Origin of the sequence: Solidesulfovibrio sp. DCME (assembly GCF_049995385.1) — a bacterium.
Taxonomy (GTDB): domain Bacteria; phylum Desulfobacterota; class Desulfovibrionia; order Desulfovibrionales; family Desulfovibrionaceae; genus Solidesulfovibrio.
In genome coordinates, this window is the sequence record NZ_CP188261.1 from 66,150 (window position 1) to 87,462 (window position 21,313).

Annotated in this window: 23 protein-coding genes and 1 pseudogene; 14 read left to right on the top strand and 10 right to left on the bottom strand. The window is 68.8% G+C overall.

Annotation, left to right across the window (positions count from 1 at the left end):
- Nucleotides 1–174: 174 nt before the first annotated feature.
- Nucleotides 175–1,083 (bottom strand): C45 family autoproteolytic acyltransferase/hydolase, encoded by a 909-nt coding sequence (locus ACP59X_RS00320; protein ID WP_428563481.1) that lies wholly within the window; start codon nucleotides 1,081–1,083, stop codon nucleotides 175–177.
- A complete protein-coding gene (locus tag ACP59X_RS00325) occupies nucleotides 1,053–1,217 on the bottom strand; it encodes a FeoB-associated Cys-rich membrane protein (protein WP_428563483.1) in 165 nt (54 codons plus the stop codon). The genes ACP59X_RS00320 and ACP59X_RS00325 overlap by 31 nt, the downstream gene beginning before the upstream one ends.
- Before the next feature lie 135 nt (nucleotides 1,218–1,352).
- On the opposite strand from ACP59X_RS00325, the gene ACP59X_RS00330 reads away from it, so the two are divergent.
- The 4 genes from ACP59X_RS00330 (at nucleotide 1,353) to ACP59X_RS00345 (ending at nucleotide 3,882) form a co-directional block, all read left to right on the top strand.
- Complete coding sequence (locus ACP59X_RS00330; RefSeq protein ID WP_428563485.1) at nucleotides 1,353–2,222, top strand: universal stress protein; 870 nt, start codon at nucleotides 1,353–1,355, stop codon at nucleotides 2,220–2,222.
- A 22-nt stretch (nucleotides 2,223–2,244) separates the two neighbouring features.
- Nucleotides 2,245–2,508, top strand: a complete 264-nt coding sequence (locus ACP59X_RS00335; protein ID WP_428563487.1) for a hypothetical protein — start codon at nucleotides 2,245–2,247, stop codon at nucleotides 2,506–2,508.
- A gap of 205 nt (nucleotides 2,509–2,713) precedes the next feature.
- Complete coding sequence (locus ACP59X_RS00340) at nucleotides 2,714–2,989, top strand: CD3324 family protein (RefSeq protein WP_428563489.1); 276 nt, start codon at nucleotides 2,714–2,716, stop codon at nucleotides 2,987–2,989.
- Nucleotides 2,990–3,174: 185 nt separating this feature from the next.
- A complete protein-coding gene (locus tag ACP59X_RS00345; protein WP_428563491.1) occupies nucleotides 3,175–3,882 on the top strand; it encodes an SAM-dependent methyltransferase in 708 nt (235 codons plus the stop codon).
- A 53-nt stretch (nucleotides 3,883–3,935) separates the two neighbouring features.
- Here ACP59X_RS00345 and ACP59X_RS00350 read toward each other — a convergent pair whose 3' ends face one another.
- Both ACP59X_RS00350 and ACP59X_RS00355 read right to left on the bottom strand, forming a co-directional pair.
- A complete protein-coding gene (locus ACP59X_RS00350; RefSeq protein WP_428563493.1) occupies nucleotides 3,936–4,271 on the bottom strand; it encodes a nucleotidyltransferase domain-containing protein in 336 nt (111 codons plus the stop codon).
- The gene (locus tag ACP59X_RS00355; protein ID WP_428563495.1) at nucleotides 4,271–4,696 is read right to left on the bottom strand and encodes a nucleotidyltransferase substrate binding protein; all 426 of its coding nucleotides are present in this window, start codon (nucleotides 4,694–4,696) and stop codon (nucleotides 4,271–4,273) included. Before ACP59X_RS00355 ends, ACP59X_RS00350 begins: the two co-directional genes overlap by 1 nt.
- Before the next feature lie 422 nt (nucleotides 4,697–5,118).
- Here ACP59X_RS00355 and ACP59X_RS00360 point away from each other — a divergent pair, with 422 nt between their 5' ends.
- From ACP59X_RS00360 to ACP59X_RS00375, 4 genes are all read left to right on the top strand, one after another.
- Nucleotides 5,119–6,342, top strand: a complete 1,224-nt coding sequence (locus ACP59X_RS00360; protein WP_428563497.1) for a sodium:calcium antiporter — start codon at nucleotides 5,119–5,121, stop codon at nucleotides 6,340–6,342.
- Between the two features lie 83 nt (nucleotides 6,343–6,425).
- Nucleotides 6,426–7,091 (top strand): trimeric intracellular cation channel family protein, encoded by a 666-nt coding sequence (locus ACP59X_RS00365; protein WP_428563499.1) that lies wholly within the window; start codon nucleotides 6,426–6,428, stop codon nucleotides 7,089–7,091.
- Nucleotides 7,092–7,155: 64 nt separating this feature from the next.
- On the top strand, nucleotides 7,156–7,800 hold the full coding sequence (locus tag ACP59X_RS00370; RefSeq protein ID WP_428563501.1) for an HAD family hydrolase: 645 nt from the start codon (nucleotides 7,156–7,158) through the stop codon (nucleotides 7,798–7,800).
- A gap of 72 nt (nucleotides 7,801–7,872) precedes the next feature.
- On the top strand, nucleotides 7,873–8,244 hold the full coding sequence (locus ACP59X_RS00375; RefSeq protein WP_428563503.1) for a NifB/NifX family molybdenum-iron cluster-binding protein: 372 nt from the start codon (nucleotides 7,873–7,875) through the stop codon (nucleotides 8,242–8,244).
- A gap of 66 nt (nucleotides 8,245–8,310) precedes the next feature.
- Here ACP59X_RS00375 and ACP59X_RS00380 read toward each other — a convergent pair whose 3' ends face one another.
- From ACP59X_RS00380 to ACP59X_RS00400, 5 genes are all read right to left on the bottom strand, one after another.
- Complete coding sequence (locus tag ACP59X_RS00380; protein ID WP_428563505.1) at nucleotides 8,311–9,444, bottom strand: sulfotransferase family protein; 1,134 nt, start codon at nucleotides 9,442–9,444, stop codon at nucleotides 8,311–8,313.
- Between the two features lie 13 nt (nucleotides 9,445–9,457).
- Nucleotides 9,458–10,627, bottom strand: a complete 1,170-nt coding sequence (locus ACP59X_RS00385) for a hypothetical protein (RefSeq protein WP_428563507.1) — start codon at nucleotides 10,625–10,627, stop codon at nucleotides 9,458–9,460.
- Nucleotides 10,624–12,789, bottom strand: a complete 2,166-nt coding sequence (locus tag ACP59X_RS00390) for an ATP-binding protein (RefSeq protein ID WP_428563509.1) — start codon at nucleotides 12,787–12,789, stop codon at nucleotides 10,624–10,626. Before ACP59X_RS00390 ends, ACP59X_RS00385 begins: the two co-directional genes overlap by 4 nt.
- 132 nt (nucleotides 12,790–12,921) lie before the next feature.
- Nucleotides 12,922–13,245 carry a flagellar biosynthesis protein FlaG gene (locus tag ACP59X_RS00395; RefSeq protein WP_428563510.1) on the bottom strand — a complete coding sequence of 108 codons (324 nt, stop codon included), beginning with the start codon at nucleotides 13,243–13,245 and terminating at the stop codon, nucleotides 12,922–12,924.
- 77 nt (nucleotides 13,246–13,322) lie between these two features.
- Nucleotides 13,323–14,225, bottom strand: a complete 903-nt coding sequence (locus tag ACP59X_RS00400; RefSeq protein WP_428563512.1) for a DMT family transporter — start codon at nucleotides 14,223–14,225, stop codon at nucleotides 13,323–13,325.
- Between the two features lie 175 nt (nucleotides 14,226–14,400).
- Here ACP59X_RS00400 and ACP59X_RS00405 point away from each other — a divergent pair, with 175 nt between their 5' ends.
- The 6 genes and pseudogenes from ACP59X_RS00405 to ACP59X_RS00430 all read left to right on the top strand — a co-directional run bounded on the left by ACP59X_RS00405 (nucleotide 14,401) and on the right by ACP59X_RS00430 (nucleotide 20,765).
- Nucleotides 14,401–14,847, top strand: a complete 447-nt coding sequence (locus ACP59X_RS00405; protein ID WP_428563514.1) for a hypothetical protein — start codon at nucleotides 14,401–14,403, stop codon at nucleotides 14,845–14,847.
- A 94-nt stretch (nucleotides 14,848–14,941) separates the two neighbouring features.
- Nucleotides 14,942–16,216, top strand: a complete 1,275-nt coding sequence (locus ACP59X_RS00410; protein ID WP_428563516.1) for a class II fructose-bisphosphate aldolase — start codon at nucleotides 14,942–14,944, stop codon at nucleotides 16,214–16,216.
- 229 nt (nucleotides 16,217–16,445) lie between these two features.
- Complete coding sequence (locus tag ACP59X_RS00415) at nucleotides 16,446–16,907, top strand: YbhB/YbcL family Raf kinase inhibitor-like protein (protein WP_428563518.1); 462 nt, start codon at nucleotides 16,446–16,448, stop codon at nucleotides 16,905–16,907.
- A 63-nt stretch (nucleotides 16,908–16,970) separates the two neighbouring features.
- Entirely contained in the window at nucleotides 16,971–17,750 is a 780-nt protein-coding gene (locus ACP59X_RS00420) for a TSUP family transporter (protein ID WP_428563520.1), read from the top strand.
- Between the two features lie 79 nt (nucleotides 17,751–17,829).
- Nucleotides 17,830–19,956 (top strand): FUSC family protein, encoded by a 2,127-nt coding sequence (locus ACP59X_RS00425; protein ID WP_428563522.1) that lies wholly within the window; start codon nucleotides 17,830–17,832, stop codon nucleotides 19,954–19,956.
- A gap of 55 nt (nucleotides 19,957–20,011) precedes the next feature.
- Nucleotides 20,012–20,765 (top strand): annotated as a pseudogene (locus ACP59X_RS00430) (IS5 family transposase).
- 52 nt (nucleotides 20,766–20,817) lie between these two features.
- Here the strand turns inward: ACP59X_RS00430 and ACP59X_RS00435 are convergent.
- Entirely contained in the window at nucleotides 20,818–21,249 is a 432-nt protein-coding gene (locus ACP59X_RS00435) for a hypothetical protein (protein WP_428563524.1), read from the bottom strand.
- Nucleotides 21,250–21,313: the final 64 nt, after the last annotated feature.

Sequence of the window (21,313 nt, forward strand, 5' to 3'; positions counted from 1 at the left end):
CAACACCCGTATGGTTCGCGCCCGCAACGTACCGGTTTTCGACGGGTCCGGCCTGAACGGCCTGAACGGCCAGGAGGCCGGTTGCGCCGTGGCGTGTGTCGGTGGCGGCCAGTCGCTTTGGCGTTGCCTGAGCCCATGGGCAGCAGGGGCTGGGCCCGGTCGAGAACCTGGGCTTTACGGCTTCTTGTCCACGGAGGGAAACGGTGCGTTTTCCGGCAGCTTCAGGGACAGGACGCGTTCGGGCGCGCCCGGGTCGGCGGTGCGCAGGTACAGCGTCGCCGTGCCCGAAGCCGGCAGGGCCACGGCGAAGGTGGCCATGGTCCGCGTGGCCGTGGGCGTACTCCCCGTGCGCCAGATGCCGTTGTCCGGGCCGCCGGCCGTATCGCGCGACACGGCCAGCAGGGCGTCGAGGCTGGCGGGCTTGCCGACCTGGGCCAAAAGCGCCTGGATGCGGGCCGCCCGGGCTTGGCTCGAGGCGCCGAGGCGCCGGTTGTCGGCGGCAAGGGCCGGTTCCAGGTAATGGTTGGTCTGCCACAGCGGCCCGGCGGCGAGGCGCGTGACGGCAAACTTGCCGCCCGGGGCCGTTTCCACCCGGGCGATGCCGTGGCGGTCGGCCAGCATGTAGAAGCAGGGCTTGGCGTTGGCGAAAAGGTCGGCCCGGGCCACGGCCTCCTCCACGCTGGCGCACTGCGCAAGCAGCCGGCGCAGGATGCCGCTGATTCCCTTCTCGGCCTTGCGCTCCTCCCGGGGGATGCTCGACACGGTGGCCGTGACGGCCGCCAGGCCCTTCTCGTTGACCCCGGCCTTGAGCCCGTCCGCCCCGCCGCCCACGGCGAAAAGCCCCAGGTAGCGGTAGCCGTCCTCGGGCGTGACCAGGCTGAGGGATTGGGTCTGGTCGGGCCGCCAGTCCCGGTTTTTCACGATAATGGTGCCGCCGCCGGCCACGTCGGCCGGTCCGGCCAGGCCGAACAGCGTGCAGGCCGCGGCCCTGCCCGGCGGACAGCCAAGGGCCCCAAGGAGCAGGGCGCACCCAAGGAGCCGGCCGAGCCGGGTTACTGGAGGCGCTGGCCGTTGTCGCAGCATGTGTCCTTCTTTTCCGGGCTCGGGCAGCCGCCGCTGCAACCGCAGCCGCAGCCGGCGCTTTTCTTGAAAACGAAGCGGCGGATGACGTAGCCGGCCGCCAGGGCGATGATCAGGAAAACGATGATCTTGTCCACGGGCGCCTCCTTGAGATTGAAAATCAGCATCGGATATGAGAATAACCCCTTTCCAAGTTCGCGCAAGATGTTTTATTGGCATAAAAAACAATCCCCTTGAAACCGGGCCGTTGACCGGCCCAGAGGGCGCGTCGCATGGAAAAGCACCTGCTCGTGGCCGTCGGCGACGAATACCAAACCTCCCAAAGCCTGCGCTTCGTGCACCAGTTTTTCACGGCGCGCCCGGACCTCAAGCTGACGCTTTTCTATGTCGTGCCCCGGCGCCCGGACTGGCGACTGGACCCCATCAATTTGGAAGCCAATCCCGAGGCCATTGTCCATATCGAGCAGGACAAGGCCGCGCACGGCCTGCCGGCCATGGAGAAGGCCAAGGAATGGCTTTTTTCCATGGGTTTTGCCAAGGAGCAGGTGCGGGTCAAGTTCTCCCAGGGCAAGCTCGGCACGGTCAAGGAGATCATCAAGGAGTCCGAGGAAGGGCTCTATGACGCGGCGGTGCTGGGTCGGCGGGGGCTGTCCTGGTTTGAGGAGATGGTCACGGACAGCGTGTCCCACCGCATCCTGTGGGAGCAGCTGACCTTTCCCATCTGGATCTGCCGCAATCCCCAGCGCGAGCGCAAAAACGTGCTGGTGTGCGTGGACGGCTCCGAGGAGTGCATGCGGGTGGCCGACCACGTGGGCTTCATGCTGCGCAACGAGCCCGGCCACGACATCACCTTGCTGCATGTCTGCTCCGACGACCGCTGCATCGACGCCGAGATGATCTTCGGCCGGGCCATGTCCGAGATCAAGGCCAACGACATCGCCGACGACCGGATTTCCATCAAGGTGCTGACGTCGCCCAATCCGGCCAAATCCATCCTGCACGAGGCCGAGGCCCGGCGGTATGCCGCGGTGGCCATCGGCCGCACCAGCCACAGGCCGTCGACGCTCAAGCATATTTTCGCCAGCACCAGCCTCAAGATCCTGCGGGGCATCGAGGGTGCGGCGCTTTGGCTGTGCAAATAAACGGGAAAGGAAGGAGGCGGGCATGGCGGCTGGCGTCTGGGACGGCCTGGACAAGGAACGCGTGTCCAGGGCGCTGGTCACGGCATTCATGAGCGACGAGTACCTCGAGGTGCTGGCGGCGATCAACAACGCCGAATCCATCGCCGCCATCGACGCGGCCCGGGAGCGCGTCAAGGAACTCATGGCCCTGTGGCGCGAGGAAGTGCCGGAGTACGCCTTCGCCATCGACGCGCTGTATCTGTTTTCCGAAAAGATGCGGCTGCAACTGGCGGAGGACATGCGTTAGGTTCTGGGGCAAGTCTGGGGCGGCCCGGGGCGGCCGGGCAGGGGCTCGGCCCGCCGACCGGGCAGCGGAAACGTTAACAACGAGGCTATTATGAAACACCAAGCGATACGGGATCTTGTGCCGCATGCCTAGCAAAGGCTGGTGCATGCGCGTCTGATGCGCGGCGCGGCCTTTGCTCGATCCTCAAGACACCTTGGGAGGGAGCATGATGGCCTATACGAAAGCCGCCGCGGTTTTACCGTCCAGTCTGATCGAAGCCATCCAGCGGCATGTCGATGGCATTTGTCTGTATGTCCCCCGCAAGGCGGGGGGCCGGAAAGGGTGGGGAGAAAAAAACAACAGCCGCGAGCTGTTGCGCCGGCGCAACGCCGCCATCTGCGAGCAGTACCGCAGCGGCGTTGCGGTCGCGGCCATTGCCGCAGCCCACTGTTTGTCGCCAAAAACCGTCTACAAGATCCTGGCGTCCCAACCGGCGCGCTAGGTTCGGCCAGGCCCGCTTCGCGAGAGGCGGGCCTTTTTGCGTCCGCGCCCGGGGCAGCCCTGCCGGGCCGGTTGCGCCGTGGCCCGCCTGGCCAGTCGCCAGTTCGCTTCACAACGGGAAAGGAGGTTTCCCTGGCCGGGGGGGCTGCTATGGTCGCGGCGAATCGAAACGCACGCGAGGGTTTTATGGAACTGATGACCACCGACCTTTTCGACGCCGCCTTTGTCCGCGACAACCTGATGGGTCCCAACTGCCTGCGCCTGCTCGACGAGCTCCTCGGCGACGCCGACATCCGGGACGCCGCCCGGCTGCTCGATCTCGGCTGCGGCACGGGCCTGACCTCCATGTCTCTGGCCTCGCGCTCCACGGCCCAGGTCGTGGCCTACGACCTGTGGATCGATCCCACGGAAAACGGCAAGCGGTTCGCCCGGTGCGGCTTCGCCGACCGGATCGTGCCGGTCCAGGGCCGGGCGCAGGCCATGCCGCTGGCCAGGCGTTACTTCGACGCCGTCTTTTGCGTCGACGCCTACTGTTATTTCGGGGCGGCCCCGGGCTTCCTCGAATACGCCCTGGCCCCGTTCGTCAAACCCGGCGGCCTGCTCGCCCTGGCGATCCCGGGCCTCAAAAAGGACTTCACCGACGCGGTGCCGGAAGCCTTGCGGCCGTACTGGCAGGAGGACATCAACTTCTATTCGGCCGCCTGGTGGGCGGACCTGTTCGGCCGCTGCCCGTCGGTCAGGCTGGAGCGCTGCTTCTCCATGGCCTGCCACGACGCGGCCTGGCGGGACTGGCTGGCCTGCGACCATCCCTACGCCGTGCGCGACCGGGACATGATGCGGGCCGAGGCCGGATTGTACTTCGACACGATCGGTGTCGTGGCCCGGGTGGCCTGAAGGGCTGGCCGGTCCGTCCGGCGCAAGTGGCTCAGCGACCGGCCCGGCGCCCCTCAGGTGGCGCCGGGCCGGTCGCGGCCTTCGGGATGGCGGGCATAGAACACCCTGCCGACACGTTCGATGTGGCCGCGCAAGGGGGCATGGCGCAGCCGCTCGAACACGGACAGGTCGATGGTGTAGGGCAGGTCGAGGTCCTCGAGCTCGTCGAGGATCCGGTCTGTTTCCCGCTGGGTGATGGCGTTGCCGTAGAGCGTCAGGTCGATATCCGACCCCGGCTTGTGGGTCCCCTTGGCCCGCGAACCGTACAGCACCGCTTTCTCGACGGCCGGGTGCCGTGCGAAAACCGCGTTGATTTTGGCGATGGTTTGCTCGCTGAGTCCGAATGGCATCAGGCGTTCCCGGGCCGCTCACGCAGCGGGAGGAATGTATCGGCCAGCCTCAAAAACGCGGGATGATGTTCCGTGAGGATCCTCGCGACGATTTCCCGGGCGGTCTCTTCGTCGTAGGTGTGCGGGGAGCGGTTTCTGTCCTGGATCATGGTCATCCATGTCTCGCCGTCCGCAAGCAGCCCGTTCTTGAATGCTTCGCGAACGGCTCCCCTTGAGCCGACAATGCCATGGATGCCTTGGAATTCGAGGTAATCCTTCAAGACATTCCAGGCCAGCTCGTGGGTGAATTCGAAGGCCTGGATGACTCCCTGCCCCTCCAGCGTCGACAGTGGCTGGCTGTGGGCCAGTTCCACGGCGTCGGTCAGGGCCTTGAGGGCCTTGCGGTAGTTGTCGAACCGCTGTTTCCAGCGAAGGTCTTCCGGCATTTTGGTCCTCCCCAAGCGCACGGAAGGTCACGCGCCGGGCGTAACGTCGGCACAGGCCCGTCGCCGTAGCGGCAGGCCTGCTGCACAACGGGAAAAAGGGTCGCGGAAAAGGGGACGGCCTGTCAAGCGCGAGTCCCCGGCATACGCGGCCACAATAGGGCCGGTGGTGTGGCGATGCGCTGGCCCTGGTTGGTTGTCATGACGCCGGGGCGCCCTGCGCCGGTTGACGCCGGCCGCGATCCGATCTATGGGAAACCCACCAAAGGGGAGTAGCTGTTTCGGACAGGGTCAACATCCCTGCGGCGTCATCCGCCGCCTGGCCCTGTCGTCGGTCCTGCGGAACCGATCGGCGAGACCTTTGGCATGCGTGCGCGTGCCAAAGGTTTTTTTGTTCGCCGGCCGCGCCAAACCGAGGAGCGATCATGCGCAAACTGCTTCCCTTGTGGCTGGCTGTGGCCGCCTGTCTGCCCGGCCTGGCCTGTTCCCTGCTTGGCCTCCCCCTGTCGCCGCCGGCCGCTGCCGCCATCGCCGGCGGGGCCATCCTTGGCGCCTCCTTCCTGCTGCTGTGGGCCTGCGACGTGGCCCAAAACGATATCCCCCAGGCCCTGGCCCTGGCCGTGGTGGCGCTCATTGCCGTGCTGCCGGAATACGCCGTGGACATGTATTTCACCTGGATGGCCGGACAGCACCCCGAGTCCGACTACGCCCATTTCGCCATCGCCAACATGACCGGCGCCAACAGGCTTCTCATCGGCGTGGCCTGGACGGCCGTGGCCGCGGTGGTCTGGTGGCGCACGCGCCAGCCCGTCATCCTCGAACCCGAGCGCAAGACCGAGGTGCTGTTCCTGGGCCTGGCCACGGCCTACGCCGTGAGCATTCCCTTGTCGGGCACGCTGACCTGGGTGGACGGCCTGGTGCTCATCGGCCTCTACATCGTCTACATCGCCATCGCCGCCCGGCGGGAGTGCGAGGAGCCGGAACTGGAGGGCGTGGCCGCCTGCCTGGCCAGGCTCGCGGCGGGCCGGCGCCGGCTGGCCACGGCGGTGCTGTTCCTTTTCGCCGCCGGGGTCATCGTGGCCAACGCCGAGCATTTCAGCGAGGGCCTGGTGGCCACGGGCCGGCTGCTCGGGGTCAACGAATTCCTGCTGGTCCAGTGGCTGGCGCCCATCGCCTCCGAGGCGCCGGAATTCATCGTGGCCATCATGTTCGCCCTGCGCGGCATGGCCGGATTGGCCCTGGGGAGCCTCATTTCCTCCAAGCTCAACCAGTGGACGCTGCTGGTGGGCATGATCCCCGGGGTCTATGGCGTCTCCGCCGGCAGCTTCGCCACGCCCATGCCCCTGGACGCCGTGCAGATGCACGAGGTGCTGCTCACCGCCGCCCAGTCGCTGCTGGCCGTGGGCCTTCTGGCCGGGTTGCGCCTGGACATCCGGGGGGCCATGCTGCTTTTTGGGCTCTTTTGCGGCCAGTTCCTGGCCCCGGCCGTGCCCGAATCCTTCTGGAGGCTTTTGCCGGGGCACCTCGACGGCACCCAGGTCCACTTCTTCTTCACCTTCCTGTATGTCGGGGCTTTCGCCCTGATGCTGCCGCGTATTGTCCCGCAACTGGCGGCGCTGGTGCGGCGCGGCGACCGCCGGGCCTCTTGACGCCGGCCCGGCCCGGCCCTATGTGACGCGCCCGCCCGGACGCCACGCCCGGCGCGGGCGCGTTGCCCAAGGAGGCCGCCGCCATGGACCAGGCATTCCAGCTGCCGCTGTCCCTCGACCTGTTCGCCGTGTTCCTCATGGCCGCCACGGGCGCCATCGAAGCCATCCGCCGGGAGTTCGACCTGGTCGGGCTGCTCGGCCTGTCGCTGGCCACCGGGGTGGGCGGGGCGCTGATTCGCGACGGCATCTTCCTCCAGGCCGGCGTGCCGGCCGTGGTGCGCAACCAGGACTACCTGCTGGCCGTGGCCGGGGCGGCGGCGGCCTGCCTGATCTTCGGCCGGCGGGCGGTGCTGTCGGAAAGGCTCGTGGCCGTGGTGGACGCGGCCGCCCTGGGGGCCTACGCCGTGGTGGGCATGGAGAAGTCCCTGGCCTTTGGCCTGGATTTCGCCCCGGCTGTGCTGGTCGGCACGGTCAACGCCTGCGGCGGCGGCATCCTGCGCGACGTGCTCACCCGCGAGGCGCCGCTGGTTTTTCGGCCCGGGCAGTTCTACGCCTTTGCCGCGCTCATCGGCTGCCTGACCTATCCGCTGCTGCGCCAAAGCGACGCCCTGCCGCCCCTGGCCGCCGCCCTGGGGGCCATCGGCGTCACCTTTTTGCTGCGCATGCTGGCCATCACCCGCAACTGGCGCACGGCCCCGGTGCGCGACACCGGGCTTTTCGGCTCCCACCGCCCGCCGCCCGTGGCTTGACGCCGCGCCGCCGAACGGGTCTATGCAGGGGCAGTACCCGCCTGGCGGCGGGGGAGGAGCCCTCATGCACCAGCCCATCAGCACCCTTTTTTGCGACGTCGGCGGCGTCATGCTCACCAACGGCTGGGACCGGGCGGCCCGGCGCCTGGCCTGCGAAACCTTCGGCCTGGACGGCGCCGAGGTCGACGAGCGCCACCACCTGACCTTCGACGCCTACGAGGAAGGCAAGCTCAGCCTCGACGCGTACCTCGACCGCACCGTCTTTTACGCGCCGCGCGCCTTTTCGCGCCAGGACTTCGTGGACTTCATGCTGGCCCGGTCCCGGCCCCTGCCGGCCATGCTCGACTACCTGCGCGACGTAAAGGCCCGGCACGGCATCAAGATCGTGGCCGTCAACAACGAGGGCCGCGAACTCAATGTGCACCGCATCCGCGCCTTCGGCCTGGGCTGTTTCATCGACGCCTTCGTTTCTTCCTGCTTCGTGCACTCCCGCAAGCCCGACGCCGACATCTTCCGCCTGGCCCTGGACATCGCCCAGGCCGCCCCGGAAACGTCGGCCTACATCGACGACCGGGCCCTGTTCGTGGAAGTGGCGGCCACGCTCGGCATCCGGGGCGTGGTGCACGTCGATGCCGCCGCCACGGCCAAGGCCCTGGAAGCCCTGGGCGGGTTCGCCGCGTATTGCGCGCCGCAGCCGCAAATGGGGTAGGGGGGTGGCGCGGGGCTTCCCGGGCGGCGCGTATTCCGCTATGCCCGGGCGGGAAATCGACAGGAGGTCAGCATGACCAAGATCGCCATTCCCTCCCGCGACGGCCAGGTGGACGAGCATTTCGGCCACTGCGGCTATTTCACGGTGCTCACCGTCGACGACGGAAAAAAGATCGTCGCCGAGGAGGCCTTCACCCCGCCGGCCCAGTGCGGCTGCCGGTCCAACCTCGTGGAAACCCTGGTCGGCATGGGGGTTTCGGCGCTGATTGCCGGCAACATGGGCCAGGGCGCGGCGGACAAGCTGCGCCGGGCCGGGCTGACGGTGGTGCGGGGCGCCTCGGGCCCGGTGCGGGCGGCGGCCGAGGCCTTCCTCGACGGAAAACTCACGGACACCGATGCCGGCTGCGCGAGCCACGGCCACGACTGCCTGCATCCCCTCCAGTAGCCCGGCCACCAGGCGTCCACTCCCGGGGCGGCCAGGCCAGGCCGGCGCCGCCCCGGCTGCCTTCCCTCACAGCAGCCCGCCGAACGCCGCCGCGCCGGCAGCGCCCACTTCCCCCACCGGACGGTCCGGGTCGTAGCCCAGGCGGGCCATGGCCTCGCGGCAGATGTCCACCACCAGCCCGTACTCGCCGTAGGCATTGACGTGGGCGACCTTGCCCGTGCGGGCATAGAGCGCCGCCATGGCCGGGTTGTCGGCCGGCAGGGGGGACAGGCGGCAGAAATCCAGGATGCGGGCCACGCTGCCGGCCGGGTCGGCCAGCACGGATTCGAAGCGCACGGTCAGGAGGTTGGGCAGGCTTGGGGCCAGGCCCTCCATGAAAAAGGCGGCGTCGCGCCACAGCCGGGCCGTGGCGCGCACGTCGTCGGCCCCGTAGCGGCCCACGTATTCGGCCAGGCGCGGCAGGCGCGGATAGGGCACGAAATCGTCCAGGCGCATGGCAAGCGGCCGGCCCGAGGCCTTGACCTTGGCCAGCTGGGTCCGGCAGGCCCGCAGGAGCTTGATCATGGAATTGGCCGTGGGCCTGGGGTCGCGCACCAGGTGGATGATCCGGGCGTCCGGGAACAGGCCGGCCAGGGCCGGCACGGCGGGGATGAAGGCCGGATTCTTGGTGAAAAAGCGTTTGCCCGGGCCAAAAAGGGCGACCACGCGGGAGATCGTGTCGTGAACGTCGCGGATGGTCGCCGGGCCGAGGTCGGCCAGGCGCACCGGGTCGTAGGTCAGGCAGGCCGGATCCCAGCCCAGCCACTCGCCCCAAAAAAGCGTCCCTTCGGAAGGGCTCCTCAGGGAATGGACCACCGAGTCGCCGATGAAGCGCTCCCCCTTGGCGTCGATGCCGAGCAGGCCCGTCACCAGGTTGGCCGCCCGGAAGCAGGTCGGGAAGTGGTGGGTCAGGTGGTTGATGTAGGCCACGTCCGGGTGGGCGCACAACAGCGTTTGCAGCCAGGTCGAGCCGGTGCGGGGCAGGCCGGCCACGATGATGGGGGCGGCAACCGGCTCCAGGTGGCGGGGCCGGGGCAGGAGGCGTTCGAGGATTTCCAGGCGCCGGGTCAGTTTGCGGCTGTCCGTGATGGGGAAGGCGAACTGGGAGGCGAAGCCGCGGCGCAACAGCAGGCGCGAAAGCAGGTTGGGGTACTCCGTCACCAGGGCATCCTCCCTAGGGCCGCGGCGCGGCGTCGAAGAGGTGGAAGGGTTTGACGCCCAGGCGCCGGGCCAGGGCGGCCAGGGGCGGTGTCAGGCGCAGCAGCCCGGCCAGCAGCGCCCCCGCCATCGGCCCCGGCTGGCGCAGGCCGAAATGGGTGGCCAGGGGGATGGTCAGGTAGGGCTCGGGCGTGTCGGCCAGGGCCAGGAGCCGGTCGATGGCCAGGCGCGTGCCGTCCACGGGCCGGCCCGGCGGCAGGGCGCCAACCAGGGGGGACAGTCCCCGGCCGTTGCCCGCCTCGAGCCAGGCGAGGGCCGCCTGGGGCGCCAGGCCGTGGCAGGCCAGGGCCGCCCGCAAGGCCGGGGCGATGCCGGCATAGGCCAGAAGCAGCAATCGGCGCGCGGCCCGGGGCACGGCCGGGTTTTGGCCGTAGAGGATCGGGGAGAACCGGGGCAGCAGCTCGCAAAACCCCGGCGGCAGGGTGGCGGCGGGATAGCTGGTCAAGGCCGTGAGGCCGTGGGCCTCGGCCAGGGCGTAGAAATCGCCGCCCGCGCCGCCGGGGATGGCGGCGTAAAAGCCCTGCCGGGCCAGGCCGAAAAACCGCGTCAGCACCTTGGTGGTGACGTCCCGGGCAGCCAGGGCCGGCACACAGTCCACGCCCGAATCCTCCAGAAAGGCCCGCGCGAAGGCCGAACAGTTGGCCGCCGCGCCGAGCCCGTGCCCCAGCCGTTCCTCGCGGTCGAGGACCAGGGAAAAGCGCGGCTTGCTGGCGATGAGGGCATCGAGCGTGGGTGCGGCGCGTTCGGGATCGATGGCCGGGTGGCGCAGGATGAGCCAGTGCAGCACGTCGGCCGGGCCTTCGCGCGTCGTCCAGGCGGCTAGGGGCAGGCGCCGGGCGCCGCCGACGTGGCCGTTGAGGGCCGGGTAGCAGTCCTCCACGAAAAGCCCTTCGGGGAGAGCGCGGACCACGCCGCAGTGGGAATAGCCGGACAGGTTGCTGGAGGCCAGGCCGATGGATTCCGGCAGGGCGAGCAGGCGCAGGATCACGTCCCCGGTGCGCGGCCGGGCCACGGGTTGTCCGGCCTGATAGTTCCTGGAGGCGCCAAGGAGTCCCCCGGCGCGCAGTACGCCCATGTCCCGGGCGAAGGCTTCACCCGGACCGGCTGCGGCAACACACGGGTTCATGCGGTTGCCTCGGGCGTCAACGAGGGCGCGGACAGCCGCAAGGGCAGGGCCAGGCTGAAGCGGCTGCCCTGCCCGGGGCTGCTTTCCACGGTGATGTCGCCGCCCATGAGCCGGGCCAGCCGCCGGGCGATGGCCAGGCCCAGGCCCGCGCCGCCGAAGCGCCGGGTGGCCGAGCCGTCGCCCTGGGCGAAGGCCTCGAAGATGCGTTCCAGGCTGTCCCCGGCGATGCCGATGCCGGTGTCGGCGACGGCGATGGCGACGACCATGCCCGTGGCGCCGCTTTCCTCGTCGGGGCAGGCCTCGCGGCAGCGCGCCGTCACGGTCACGCGGCCCTCCCGGGTGAATTTGACGGCGTTTGCGGCCAGGGCGAGGACGATACGGCGCAGCTTGTCGCCGTCGGCGTAGACCAGCGGCGGCAGGTCCGGGGCGGTGTCGACGGTGTATTCGAGGCCCTTGGCCGCCGCCCGATGACCGACTTCGGCCGTGACGGCCTCGAGGATGCCGCCGAGGCTGAAGCAGGCCTCCTCGAGCGTCACCTGGCCCGTCTCGAGCAGGGCCAGATCGAGCAGGTCGGTCATGAGGGTGAGCAGGGCGGTGGAGGCGCTGGCGATGTCGTCGAGGCACTGGCGCTGTTCCTCGCTGGGGGAAAGGCCGGCCAGGACCTGGGCCATGCCGAGGATGCCGTTTAAGGGCGTGCGGATCTCGTGGCCGAGGTTGGCCAGAAACAGGCTCTTGGCCCGGCTGGCCGCCTCGGCCTCCTCCCGGGCCCGCACGAGCGCCGTGGCGTCGCGGGCGAACATGGCGGCCCGGCGGCCGGGCAGGGTGTCGCTTTCGGGCAGGGGGGCGATGATGTTGTCGAAGACGATGCCGTCGCGCTCGTCGGTGAAGCGCTGGATGCGCCCCGTCTCCAGGGCGCGGCGCAGGTGGGTCAGGCGCGAGGCGGCCAGTTCCTCGGTGAACAGGTCGTGGAAGCGGCGGCCCACGGTTTCGTTGGGCGTGAGGCCCAAGCCCGTGGCCGCGGCCTGGTTGGCGGCCAGGACGTGGCCGTCGGCGTCGGTCAGAAAGACCCGGTCGAGGGTGGCGTCGAGCAGGGCCGCCAGGGTTTGGGCGTTCTGGCGGGCCGAGGCCTCGGCCCGCTTGCGGGCGCTGATGTCTTCGATGACACTGATAAAATGCAGGGGCGCGTCGTCCTGATCCCTGGCCAGGGAAACCGTCAACTGCACCCAGACCGTTGCGCCGTCCTTGCGCAGGTAGCGTTTTTCCATGGAATAGGTGGCGATTTCGCCAGCCAGCAGGCGGCCGACGGAGGCCATGTCCGCGTTGATGTCCTGCGGGTGGGTGATGGCGGCGAAGCCCGTGGCGGTCAATTCCTGGGGGGAAAAGCCGGTGATGGCGGCGAACCGGCTGTTGACCCGCAAAAAGGCGCCCTCGAGGCTCACGTGGGCGATGCCCACGGCGGCCAGTTCGAAGGTGTCGCGAAACCGGCGCTCCGAAGCGGCCAGGGCTGCCTGGGCGGCCATGGCGGTGTCGGTGTCGCGCCGGGCCCGGCGCACGAAACGGTGTCCCGCCAGGCCGAAAAGGGGCGTGAAGACGGCAACGCACCACAGGGCGGCGGTGTTGTGCCGCTCCTGGGCGGTCAGGACGTTGTCGGCGCTGGCGGCGCTGGCGGCGTCGCAGTCGTCGAGGCAATGGCGCAGCAATCCCAGGGCCTCCTCGTAGCCCAGGCCGCGCAGGATGGCCCAGGCCTGCCCCTGTTCGTACCGGGTGGCGTGCGCAAGGGCCTTTTGCTGCAACGCCTCGACGGAGGCAGTCCGTCGGGCGAGGCGTTGGGGCTCGGCGCCGATGCTGGTTTCCCGCGCCTGCCGCTCCAGGGCGCGCAACTGCTCCTGGGCGCTGGCCCGGGCGTCGCCGTGGCGGGCCACGAATTCCTGTTCGCCCGTGGCGGCCGCCAACAGGGCCATGTGGTGCATTTGCTCGACGGCCAGGCGCAGACCGTCGATGGCCGCCTCCGCCCGCATGAGATGATCGTGGAAGCGCCTGGCATTGCTGTTGGCGGCGAGCAGCAGACTGCCCAGGACGAGGTACAGGCATACGCCGGCCCCGAGCAGCAGGTAGGCCTGACGCGTGGGAAACGGGCGCGGGAAGGGGCTCGCTTGGGGCATGGCGGCGGGTGCGGGTGAGGCGGGTTGAAGTTGACCGGGGCATCGATGACGCCGCACGAGCCGTCTTCGGGGCGAGAAACGCCGCCCAGGCGTTACGTAAGGGAAAAGCGCCCGATTCGCAAGGAAACCTGGTCAGGTCCGCTTGTCCACGATGGCCTCGGCGGCCATGGCCCGGGCGGCGCGCACGATCCTGAGCCAGTCGCTGTCCGGGAATTCCCGCAGGACTTGGCGCGTGGCCGGGTCGAGGATCTCGATCTGGGTGATCCTGGTGGCGGCGTCGACCACGAGCCGCGAAGCCGTGGCCCGGACCAGGGATTCGATGTGCACGGTATCCCGGTCGGCCTGGGCTGCGGCGGCGGCCTGCTGCCCGGGCGTCCCGGCCGCGGCCGGCCGCGTGTCGGCGCTGCCGGCGTGCTCGGCCTGGCCGAGGGGGGTATTGGGGTCGATGGTGCTCATGCCGCGTTCCCGCCGCCTGCCCCGGGCCAGGGGCGGCCTCCTGCTTCTCGTCCCATCGGCCGGCGGCGCGCCGATCTTTAGCCTGTCGGCCCTTCGGCCGATGCGCGCGGCAGCGGGGCGCGCAGCCGCTCCCGGGCGCCGTCCCAGATGGTCAGCAGCACCGAGCCGATAATCAGCCCGGCGCCCAGGTAGCCGACGAAGCTGAAGCGTTCGCCGAACATGGCGTAGGCCAGGATGGCGGCGATGACCGGTTCCAGGGTGGCCACCACCGCCGCCCGGGTGGCCTCCAGGCGCTTGAGGCCGGCGTAGTAGATGGAATAGGCGCCGTAGGTGGACAGCAGGGCCAGGGTCAGGCAGGGGACGGCCCCGGCCAGGGTCGGCCTGGTGAAATGGACGAAGGGCAGCAGTGTGAGCGAGCCCACGGGCAGGGCGTAGAGGAACAGGGTGGGCGTGCGGTAGCGGCCGAGGTAGTATTTGCCAAAGAGATAGTAGAGCGCGTAGGTCACGCCCGAGAGCAGGCCGAAGAAGATGGCCTTGCCGCCAAAGGCCGCCTCCCCGGAAAAGCCCGGGCCGAGGCTGATGCCGGCCACGCCCACGATGGTGGCCAAAACGGCCGCGATCTTGTAGCCGCCCATGGGTTCCTTGAGGAAAAACCAGGACAGAAGCGCCACCCAGGCCGGGGCGGTGTAGAGCAGCACCGAGGCCAGGGCCGCGCCGCCGGCCTCCACGGCCACGACATAGGCCCCGAACAGCCCGGCGATGCCGGCCACGCCAAAGCCGGCCACGGCCGGCAGGTCGCGCAGGGCGATGCGGGTCTCGCGGCGCGCGACGGCCTGGGCGGCGAAAAAGACCCAGGCCAGCGTGGTGCGCCAGAAGGCCACCTCCACCGTGTCCATGCCGGCGGCGAAGGACAGCTTGGACAGGGGGCCGATGAGCCCCCACAGCGACGCGGCGGCGAGGACATAGAGGTATCCGGACATGGGCGCTCCCGATTTGCGATACTGGCGGCGAGGCCTGCGGTAGCAGAATCGGGTGGCGAACGAAAGGAAAAACCCCAGTGCCGGGAGGGGAATGGGGCCTGGATTTGTTGCGTGTTTCGCCGGCTCGTACTATGTGTCGCAGGATGCGCCCGGTGCCCGGGCAAAAGGAGCGAGCATGCTGTCGCGCAAGCTTTTCTGCGTAAACGACCCGACCCATGCCGATTTCGGCTGGGCGGCCGAGAGTGTCTTTTTCCACATGCGCAAGTTCGACGCCTGCGGCAACACCACGTCGCACTGGACCTTGCCCGTGGCCGGTACGGTTGCCGGCGAGCTGTCCTGCGCCGTGTGCGGCGGGGCCGTGTACGTGGCCAAGGTGCCGGCGGCCACGGTGGAGGACGTGGTGTCCTGCGACCTCCTCGGCCGCTGCCGCACCGCCCCGGCCGACGCCAACCTGGCCCGGCTGGAGGCCCTGGCCGGCCGCCTGGCCGCCATCGGCTACCCGGCCGAGCGGGCCCGCATCGCCCCGGCCGTGGCCGCCCTGCTGGCGGCGGCCGCCGACGATCCGGCCGCCATGGCCATCCTGGCCCGCCACGGTATCCAGGAAATTTTCCCCGGCCCCTAGACCTGGCCGCCCCCTTTTGTCACATTTCGGCGATACGCCCAAAGCCCCATTCGCGCCCGAGGCCACGGCCCGGCGTCAAGCCCAGGAGGACTGCATGACCAAGCCCGATACCGCGTTTGAACAGGCCCTGGCCGTGGGCCGCCCACCCAACGTCAAAAAGCTGTTCCCCCATTCCCGGGCACTGCTGGTGAGCGGCAAGGCCATCGACCGGGCCATGCGCAAAAAGGGCCAGGCCATGACCATCGCCGCCAACGCCCGCAGCAACTTCGTGCTGCGCGGGGCACTCATGGCCGCCCAGCGCGCCGACGCGGCCATCATCCTCGAGATCGCCCGTTCCGAGTCCAACTACTGCGACGTCAACATGTGGAACATCGCCCGCCAGGCCGACCAGGCCGTCAACGAGCTGGGCGTGACCGTGCCCGTGGCCATCCACGCCGACCACTACGGCATCAAAAAGCCCGGCGACGTGGCCGAGGCCAAGGTGGAGATCCCCACGCTGTTCGAGGCCGGCATCACCTCCATCGCCATCGACGCCTCCCACCTGCCCGACGCCGAGAACCTGCTGGCCAACATCGACCTGGCCCCCTTCGTGCCGGCCTGGGCAGGCTACGAGACGGAAGTGGGCGAGATCAAGGGCTCCTCGGGCCTGTCCACGCCCGCAGAAGCGCTCTTCCTCATCCAGGGCCTCAACGCCCATGGCATCCACCCCGACTGGATCGCCCTCAATAACGGCACCACCCACGGCATCGAGGCCTCGGCCACGGGCATCCAGGTGGAGCTGACCGCCCGCATCCACGCGGCCCTGGCCCCCTACGGCATCTCCGGGGCCCAGCACGGCACCTCGGGCAACTCCTCGGAAAAGCTCAAGGAGATTGCCGCGAAAACCGCCACGACCAAGGCCAACGTGGCCACGGCCCTGCAGATGATTTCCTGGGGCGTGGCCGTCAACGACTACGGCAACGCCATCATGGACGCGGCCGGCGCCTTCATCAAGGAGCCCGGCAAGGGCCTCGACGATGCCTTGTGGTCCGAGATGACCTCCTATGCCGACGGCAAGGCCATCAAGGCCGGCGACTACAAAAAGCTCAACTGCGTCTTCGAGAAAAAGCTTCTGGCCCAGCCCACGGCCATTCGGTCGCGCATGGCCGATGCCGTGGCCGAATTCGTCTATTGGCTTTTGACCGACGTGTTTGGTGCCGGCGGCACCGGTTCCCTGGGCATCGAGGCCCTGCTCGCCGCCGGTTCCTACGACCTCGGCCCCAAGGCCGGGCGCATCGAGGACCCGGCCGCCTGGACCCGCGAGAAAATCCTGGAGCGGGCCGCGGCCATGACCCGCGACAAGGGGCCGGAAGGCGATTTCGACGACTAGCGGCGCGGGCTAAAAAATATGCCGATATTTTTTAGAAAAAAATAATTATTTAAACATGTTATTCTCGAAATTCGTCTGCACGGGTTTCGAGAACGCGACACGAGGGAGCGGCTGCGAGCCGCTCAGGGGTGCGCCCTGGAGTTGCCGGGGGGAGGCTCCTCCCCCCGGCCCCCGGATGGAGGACATGCAAACCCGTGCCGGGACCGGAGACGGCGCAAGGGAGCCCGCCATGGCCATGACCCTTTCCTCCCCGGCTTTTACCCATGAAGGCGTCATTCCGGCGCGCCACGCCTGCGACGGCGCCGACCTGTCGCCCCCCCTTGTCTTTTCCGGCGTTCCGGCCGGCACGGCGAGCCTGGCCCTGGTGTGCGACGATCCCGACGCCCCGGGCGGGGTGTGGGACCATTTCCTGCTCTACAACCTGTCCCCGGCCACGCCCGGCCTGCCCGAGGGCCTGCCCGAGGCGGCCCGCCATCCCGACGGCAGCCTGTCCGGGCGCAACAGCTGGGGGCGCCTGGGCTACGGCGGCCCCTGCCCGCCGCGCGGCATACACCGCTACTTCTTCACCCTCTACGCCCTGAACACCATGCTCGACCTGCCCCCCGGCGCGACCAAAGCCGAGGCCCTGCGCGCCGCCAAGGGGCATATTTTGGCCTCGGCCACGCTCATGGGGCGCTACGGGCGGCCCTGACCGACACCGTTTCGTCGGGTTGGCGGTATACAAAGGCGGCAACGCCACCATGTTGGAGTCCCCATGTCCGCCGCCTTTTTCGCCGTGTGCGCCACGGCCCTGGCCGCCTCCGGCCTGACGCTTTTTTCCGGCTTCGGCCTGGGCACCATCCTCACCCCGGTCATGGCCGTCTTTTTTCCCATCGAGGCGGCCGTGGCCATGACCGCCCTGGTCCATTTCGCCAACAACCTCTTCAAGCTGGCCCTTTTCGCCAAAAATGCCGACCGCGCCGCCTGCCTGCGCTTCGGGTTGCCGGCCGTGGCCGCCAGTTTCGCCGGCGCGGCCGTGCTGCTGTGGCTGTCCGACCTGCCGCCGCTTTGCGCCTACACGCTGTGGGGGAGGGCCATGGCCGTGACGCCCGTGAAGCTGGTGGTGGGGCTGCTGATCGCCGTCTTCTCCGTGCTGGAGATTACGCGAAGCCTCAAGGGGCGCGGCCTGCCGCCGGGGCTCTTGCCGCTGGGGGGGCTGGTGTCGGGCTTTTTCGGCGGGCTTTCCGGCCACCAGGGCGCCTTTCGCAGCGCCTTTTTGCTGCGCCTGGGCCTGTCCAAGGAGGCGTTTATCGCCACCGGCGTGGTCGTGGCCTGTATGGTCGACGCCAGCCGGCTGACCGTTTACGCCACCCATCTGGGCGCGCCGGAAGTGGCGGACAATCTGGGGCTTTTGGCCGCCGCCACGCTGTGCGCCTTTCTGGGGGCCTTCCTCGGGGCACGGCTCTTGGGCAAGATGACCATCGCCTCCCTGCACAAGCTGGTGGGGGCCATGCTCCTCGCCCTGTCCGGGCTGCTCGTGGCCGGCATCATCTGAGCTTTACAGCCTGCCCGGCCGGGTGTACCTGCCCTGGGACTGTCCGCGTTTCGTCCCTTCCACCGCATTGGTCTGTTTCATGAATATTTCCTTGCGTTTCCATCGTCCGTTCCTGCCTGCCTTGCCGGCGCAAGCGCTGCGCGGGCTGCTGCTTGCCCTGCGCGGGGCCGTCGTCTTCATGGTGCCGTTTTCGGTTGGGCTGGCCCTGGGCTCGCCCCGGGACGCCGTGTTCGCCGCCTTTGCCGCCCACAGCATCGCGCTGGTCGATGTCGCGGGGTCGTATGCGCTGCGGTGCAACCTTTTGTGCCTGCTGGCCCTGGCCTTCGCCGGCAGCGCGGCCCTGGGCTGCCTGGCCGCCGGGTCGCTGCCCGGGGCGGTACTGGCCACGGGGCTGCTGGGCCTTTCCGTCGGCGCCTGGCGCCAGGTCTGCCGGGATTACGGCCCCATGGCCGCCGTGCCCTGCGCCCTGGTCTTTTTCACCGCCCTGGGCCTGACGCCGCTTGGCACGCCGATGGCCGCCCTGGCCCCGGCGGCGGTCAGGCACGGGTTGTCCACCCTGGCCGGCGGTCTTTTCGGCGTGGCCTGCCTGCTGGCCTACTGGCCGCTGCGGCCGCACGCGCCGTTGCGCCGGCTGGTCGGGCGCAACTGGCTGGGCCTGGCCGGCCTGGCCCGGTGCCTGGCGGCGGGCCTTGATACCGACGATGCGGCCGTGGCCGCCCGTTTTGACGCCGAGGCCGCGCAGTTGCGCACGACCCTGGACGCCGCCTTCGCCCAACTCGCTCCCCTGGCCGGCCGGCAAGCCCATCCCTTCTGGGGCGACCTGGAAGCCGCCAACCTGGCCGCCGCCCGCTTCATCACCCGCCTTGTCGGGCTGCGCGCGCTGCTCTCCGGCCAGGCGGCCCTTGCCGAGGCCGACCTGCCCGCGGCGCTGCGGCACCTGGCCGTGGCCGCCCATACCGTGGCCCAGGCCGTGGTGCGTCCCCGACCCGGGTCGCGGCGCATTGCCACGGATGCCCTGGACACGGCGCGGCGTGCCCTGGCCCGGGCCGCCGCAGCCTATGGCGCGGCCGCCGCGCGGCCGGGGGTGGACGGCCGCCTGGCTTCGCTGTTGGCCGAAAGCGACTGCCGGTTCGGCCAAACGCAAAAGGCCCTGCGCCGCATCAGCCGGCCGGATGCCGGCCGGGCCGCCTGGCGCGGCCAGTGGCAGCAGGCGCTGCCCTGGCGTGACTGGCCCCTGCGCGGCACCTTTGCCCTGCCCGGGCGCCTCGATGCGGCCCTGGTGCGCTATACGCTCGGGCTTTCGGCGCTGCTTATGGCCGCAACCGCCGCCTTCAAGGGCCTGGGCCTGCCCCACGGCGCCTGGCTGCCCTTTTCCATGCTGGTGGTGCTGCAACCGAGCGCCGGGCTGACCCGGTCGCGGATGCTCCATCGCATCTGCGGCACGGTGGCCGGGGCGCTGGTCGCCGGCCTGCCCCTGTGGCGGACGCTGCCGCTGCCCGGGCTGCTCGCGGTCATCGCCGCCAGTTGCGCCGTCTTCACCTATCTGATGCGCCGCCACTACGGCACGGCGGTCTTTTTCATCACGCTGACGGTCGTGCTGATGACCGGCCTCGACGCCAGCGCCCCCTGGCCCCTGGCCTTGGAACGCCTGGGCTGTGTCGTGGCCGGGAGCCTGGCGGCCTGGGCCGTGGCCAGGGCGCTGTGGGCCGCGCCGTCCGAGGCCCGGGTGCGCGCGCTGCTGGCCGAGGCTTTCGAAGCCAACCGCCGCTACCTGGACACGGTCCGAAACGCCCTGGCAGTGGGCGGGGACGCCTTCCACGACGCCAGCGTCGCGGCCAAGCGCCGGGCCGAGCGGGCCGACAGGAGCCTGCGGGCCGTACTGGCCCAATGGCGGCAGGCCGTCCCCGGGGCGCCGTCCCGGGCCGCGTTGGAGGCCATGACCGCCTCCTGTTCGCGGCTGACCGGCCTTGTGACGGTCCTTTTTTTACAGCAGGAAGCCGACCCGGCCCCGGTGCAGGCGCCGGAAGTGGCGCTGTTCGTGCAGCAGGCCTTGGAAATCCTGGATTTCCTGGCCGGCGATCGCCCAGCCCAGGCGGAAGTCCCGGAATTTCCCACACCGCCGGCCGGCGGCCAGCCGCCGCACCTGCGCCGGCAGCTGGCCGATATCCGCGACACCGCCCTTGCGGCGGCCGCTTGTGGGGCCTAGGTCGTGTCGACATTCATTCGGCTAGTTGCTAGAATTGCGCAACAAGGAGTTGCGCATGGAACGGCGACATCATCTGCGAGACGATCAATGGGATATCATCAAAGACGCTCTCCCAGGAAAGCAGGGTGACCCGGGAAGGACTGGCGATGACAATCGGCGTTTCGTCGAAGCCGTCATGTGGATCGCCAGGACTGGTGCTCCTTGGCGCGACCTGCCTCCTGAATATGGGAAATGGTCAGGTGTCCGCAAACGATTTGTTCGCTAGTCAAAGAATGGCGTCTGGCAAATGATCTTCAATAGCTTGGCCGTTGATGCCGACACGGAGTGGTTGATGATCGACAGTACAATCGTGCGTGCTCATCAACACGCCGCCGGCGCAAAAGGGGGCAGCAAAATCAGGCGCTAGGACGATCCCGGGGTGGATTCAGCACGAAAATCCACAGTGTTGCTGACGCTCTTGGAAACCCTGTGAGCTTCATTTTGACCGGCGGCGAGGTGCATGACTGTCGCCAAGCTTTGAATTTGCTGAAAGAAAAGAAAGCTGGAGCTGTCTTAGCCGATAAAGCATACGATTCCAATCAGATCGTGGCGGCTGTATCCGCGATAGGGGCAGAAGTTGTTATTCCACCCCTATCACACCGGAAGTCGCCGCGCCGATATGATTCCGCCCTTTATGAAGAACGGAACCTGATTGAGCGCATGTATACAAACTCAAGCACTTTCGGAGCGTTGCTACTCGCTACGACAAGCTTGCGGCCACCTGTCTCGGTTTTGTGTTGATTGCAGCCGCATGGCTTTGGCTGAAGTGAATGTCGACACAACCTAGGCCCTGCTGGCTTGGCCCGGCGGAATGGCGACAGCCTATTTCTGCCTGGTCAACACCATATAACAGGCCATGGCCGGCTGCTTCTTGCCCAGGCCATCGTGGAGGTAGGCGATCTGCAACGTGTCCGGGGTTGTCAGGACGGCGAAATTGTACCCGGCGTCCGCATCGCTGAAATAGACGGTTTTCCCGTCGTCGAGGATCACGCCGGTGAAGGTTTCCTTGGTTTTGACCCGCGTGGGTTCCTTGATGTAGTTCTTGACACCTGTAAAAAGATGGCCTTGCTGCTTGAGGATGACGAATTCCACCTCCTGGTTGGTGAAGCCCTTTTTTTCGAGCAGGACTTCGCTGGTGCCGCGCCAGGTGCCGACGAGTTGCGGCAGGGCGCCTTGGGCCAGGGCCGAGGCGGCGTACCATCCGCTTATTCCCAGGACGGCCAGGGCCATGATCGCGATACGGAAACACCGCATATCCTTATCCTCCGGTTTGGGGTTGCCCGACGCGTAGGCGGGTACGGGACCGGTCCATGCTTGC

Excerpts from the sequence above, each read along its gene's own strand:
- ACP59X_RS00340 (WP_428563489.1), top strand. The coding sequence starts at position 2,714 with ATGATGGCCTATACGAAAGCCGCCGCGGTTTTACCGTCCAGTCTGATC.
- ACP59X_RS00375 (WP_428563503.1), top strand. The coding sequence starts at position 7,873 with ATGACCAAGATCGCCATTCCCTCCCGCGACGGCCAGGTGGACGAGCAT.
- ACP59X_RS00335 (WP_428563487.1), top strand. The coding sequence starts at position 2,245 with ATGGCGGCTGGCGTCTGGGACGGCCTGGACAAGGAACGCGTGTCCAGG.
- ACP59X_RS00365 (WP_428563499.1), top strand. The coding sequence starts at position 6,426 with ATGGACCAGGCATTCCAGCTGCCGCTGTCCCTCGACCTGTTCGCCGTG.
- ACP59X_RS00390 (WP_428563509.1), bottom strand. The coding sequence starts at position 12,789 with ATGCCCCAAGCGAGCCCCTTCCCGCGCCCGTTTCCCACGCGTCAGGCC.
- ACP59X_RS00395 (WP_428563510.1), bottom strand. The coding sequence starts at position 13,245 with ATGAGCACCATCGACCCCAATACCCCCCTCGGCCAGGCCGAGCACGCC.
- ACP59X_RS00330 (WP_428563485.1), top strand. The coding sequence starts at position 1,353 with ATGGAAAAGCACCTGCTCGTGGCCGTCGGCGACGAATACCAAACCTCC.
- ACP59X_RS00410 (WP_428563516.1), top strand. The coding sequence starts at position 14,942 with ATGACCAAGCCCGATACCGCGTTTGAACAGGCCCTGGCCGTGGGCCGC.
- ACP59X_RS00345 (WP_428563491.1), top strand. The coding sequence starts at position 3,175 with ATGGAACTGATGACCACCGACCTTTTCGACGCCGCCTTTGTCCGCGAC.
- ACP59X_RS00355 (WP_428563495.1), bottom strand. The coding sequence starts at position 4,696 with ATGCCGGAAGACCTTCGCTGGAAACAGCGGTTCGACAACTACCGCAAG.
- ACP59X_RS00350 (WP_428563493.1), bottom strand. The coding sequence starts at position 4,271 with ATGCCATTCGGACTCAGCGAGCAAACCATCGCCAAAATCAACGCGGTT.
- ACP59X_RS00370 (WP_428563501.1), top strand. The coding sequence starts at position 7,156 with ATGCACCAGCCCATCAGCACCCTTTTTTGCGACGTCGGCGGCGTCATG.
- ACP59X_RS00405 (WP_428563514.1), top strand. The coding sequence starts at position 14,401 with ATGCTGTCGCGCAAGCTTTTCTGCGTAAACGACCCGACCCATGCCGAT.
- ACP59X_RS00320 (WP_428563481.1), bottom strand. The coding sequence starts at position 1,083 with ATGCTGCGACAACGGCCAGCGCCTCCAGTAACCCGGCTCGGCCGGCTC.
- ACP59X_RS00385 (WP_428563507.1), bottom strand. The coding sequence starts at position 10,627 with ATGAACCCGTGTGTTGCCGCAGCCGGTCCGGGTGAAGCCTTCGCCCGG.
- ACP59X_RS00400 (WP_428563512.1), bottom strand. The coding sequence starts at position 14,225 with ATGTCCGGATACCTCTATGTCCTCGCCGCCGCGTCGCTGTGGGGGCTC.
- ACP59X_RS00415 (WP_428563518.1), top strand. The coding sequence starts at position 16,446 with ATGGCCATGACCCTTTCCTCCCCGGCTTTTACCCATGAAGGCGTCATT.
- ACP59X_RS00425 (WP_428563522.1), top strand. The coding sequence starts at position 17,830 with ATGAATATTTCCTTGCGTTTCCATCGTCCGTTCCTGCCTGCCTTGCCG.
- ACP59X_RS00420 (WP_428563520.1), top strand. The coding sequence starts at position 16,971 with ATGTCCGCCGCCTTTTTCGCCGTGTGCGCCACGGCCCTGGCCGCCTCC.
- ACP59X_RS00360 (WP_428563497.1), top strand. The coding sequence starts at position 5,119 with ATGCGCAAACTGCTTCCCTTGTGGCTGGCTGTGGCCGCCTGTCTGCCC.
- ACP59X_RS00435 (WP_428563524.1), bottom strand. The coding sequence starts at position 21,249 with ATGCGGTGTTTCCGTATCGCGATCATGGCCCTGGCCGTCCTGGGAATA.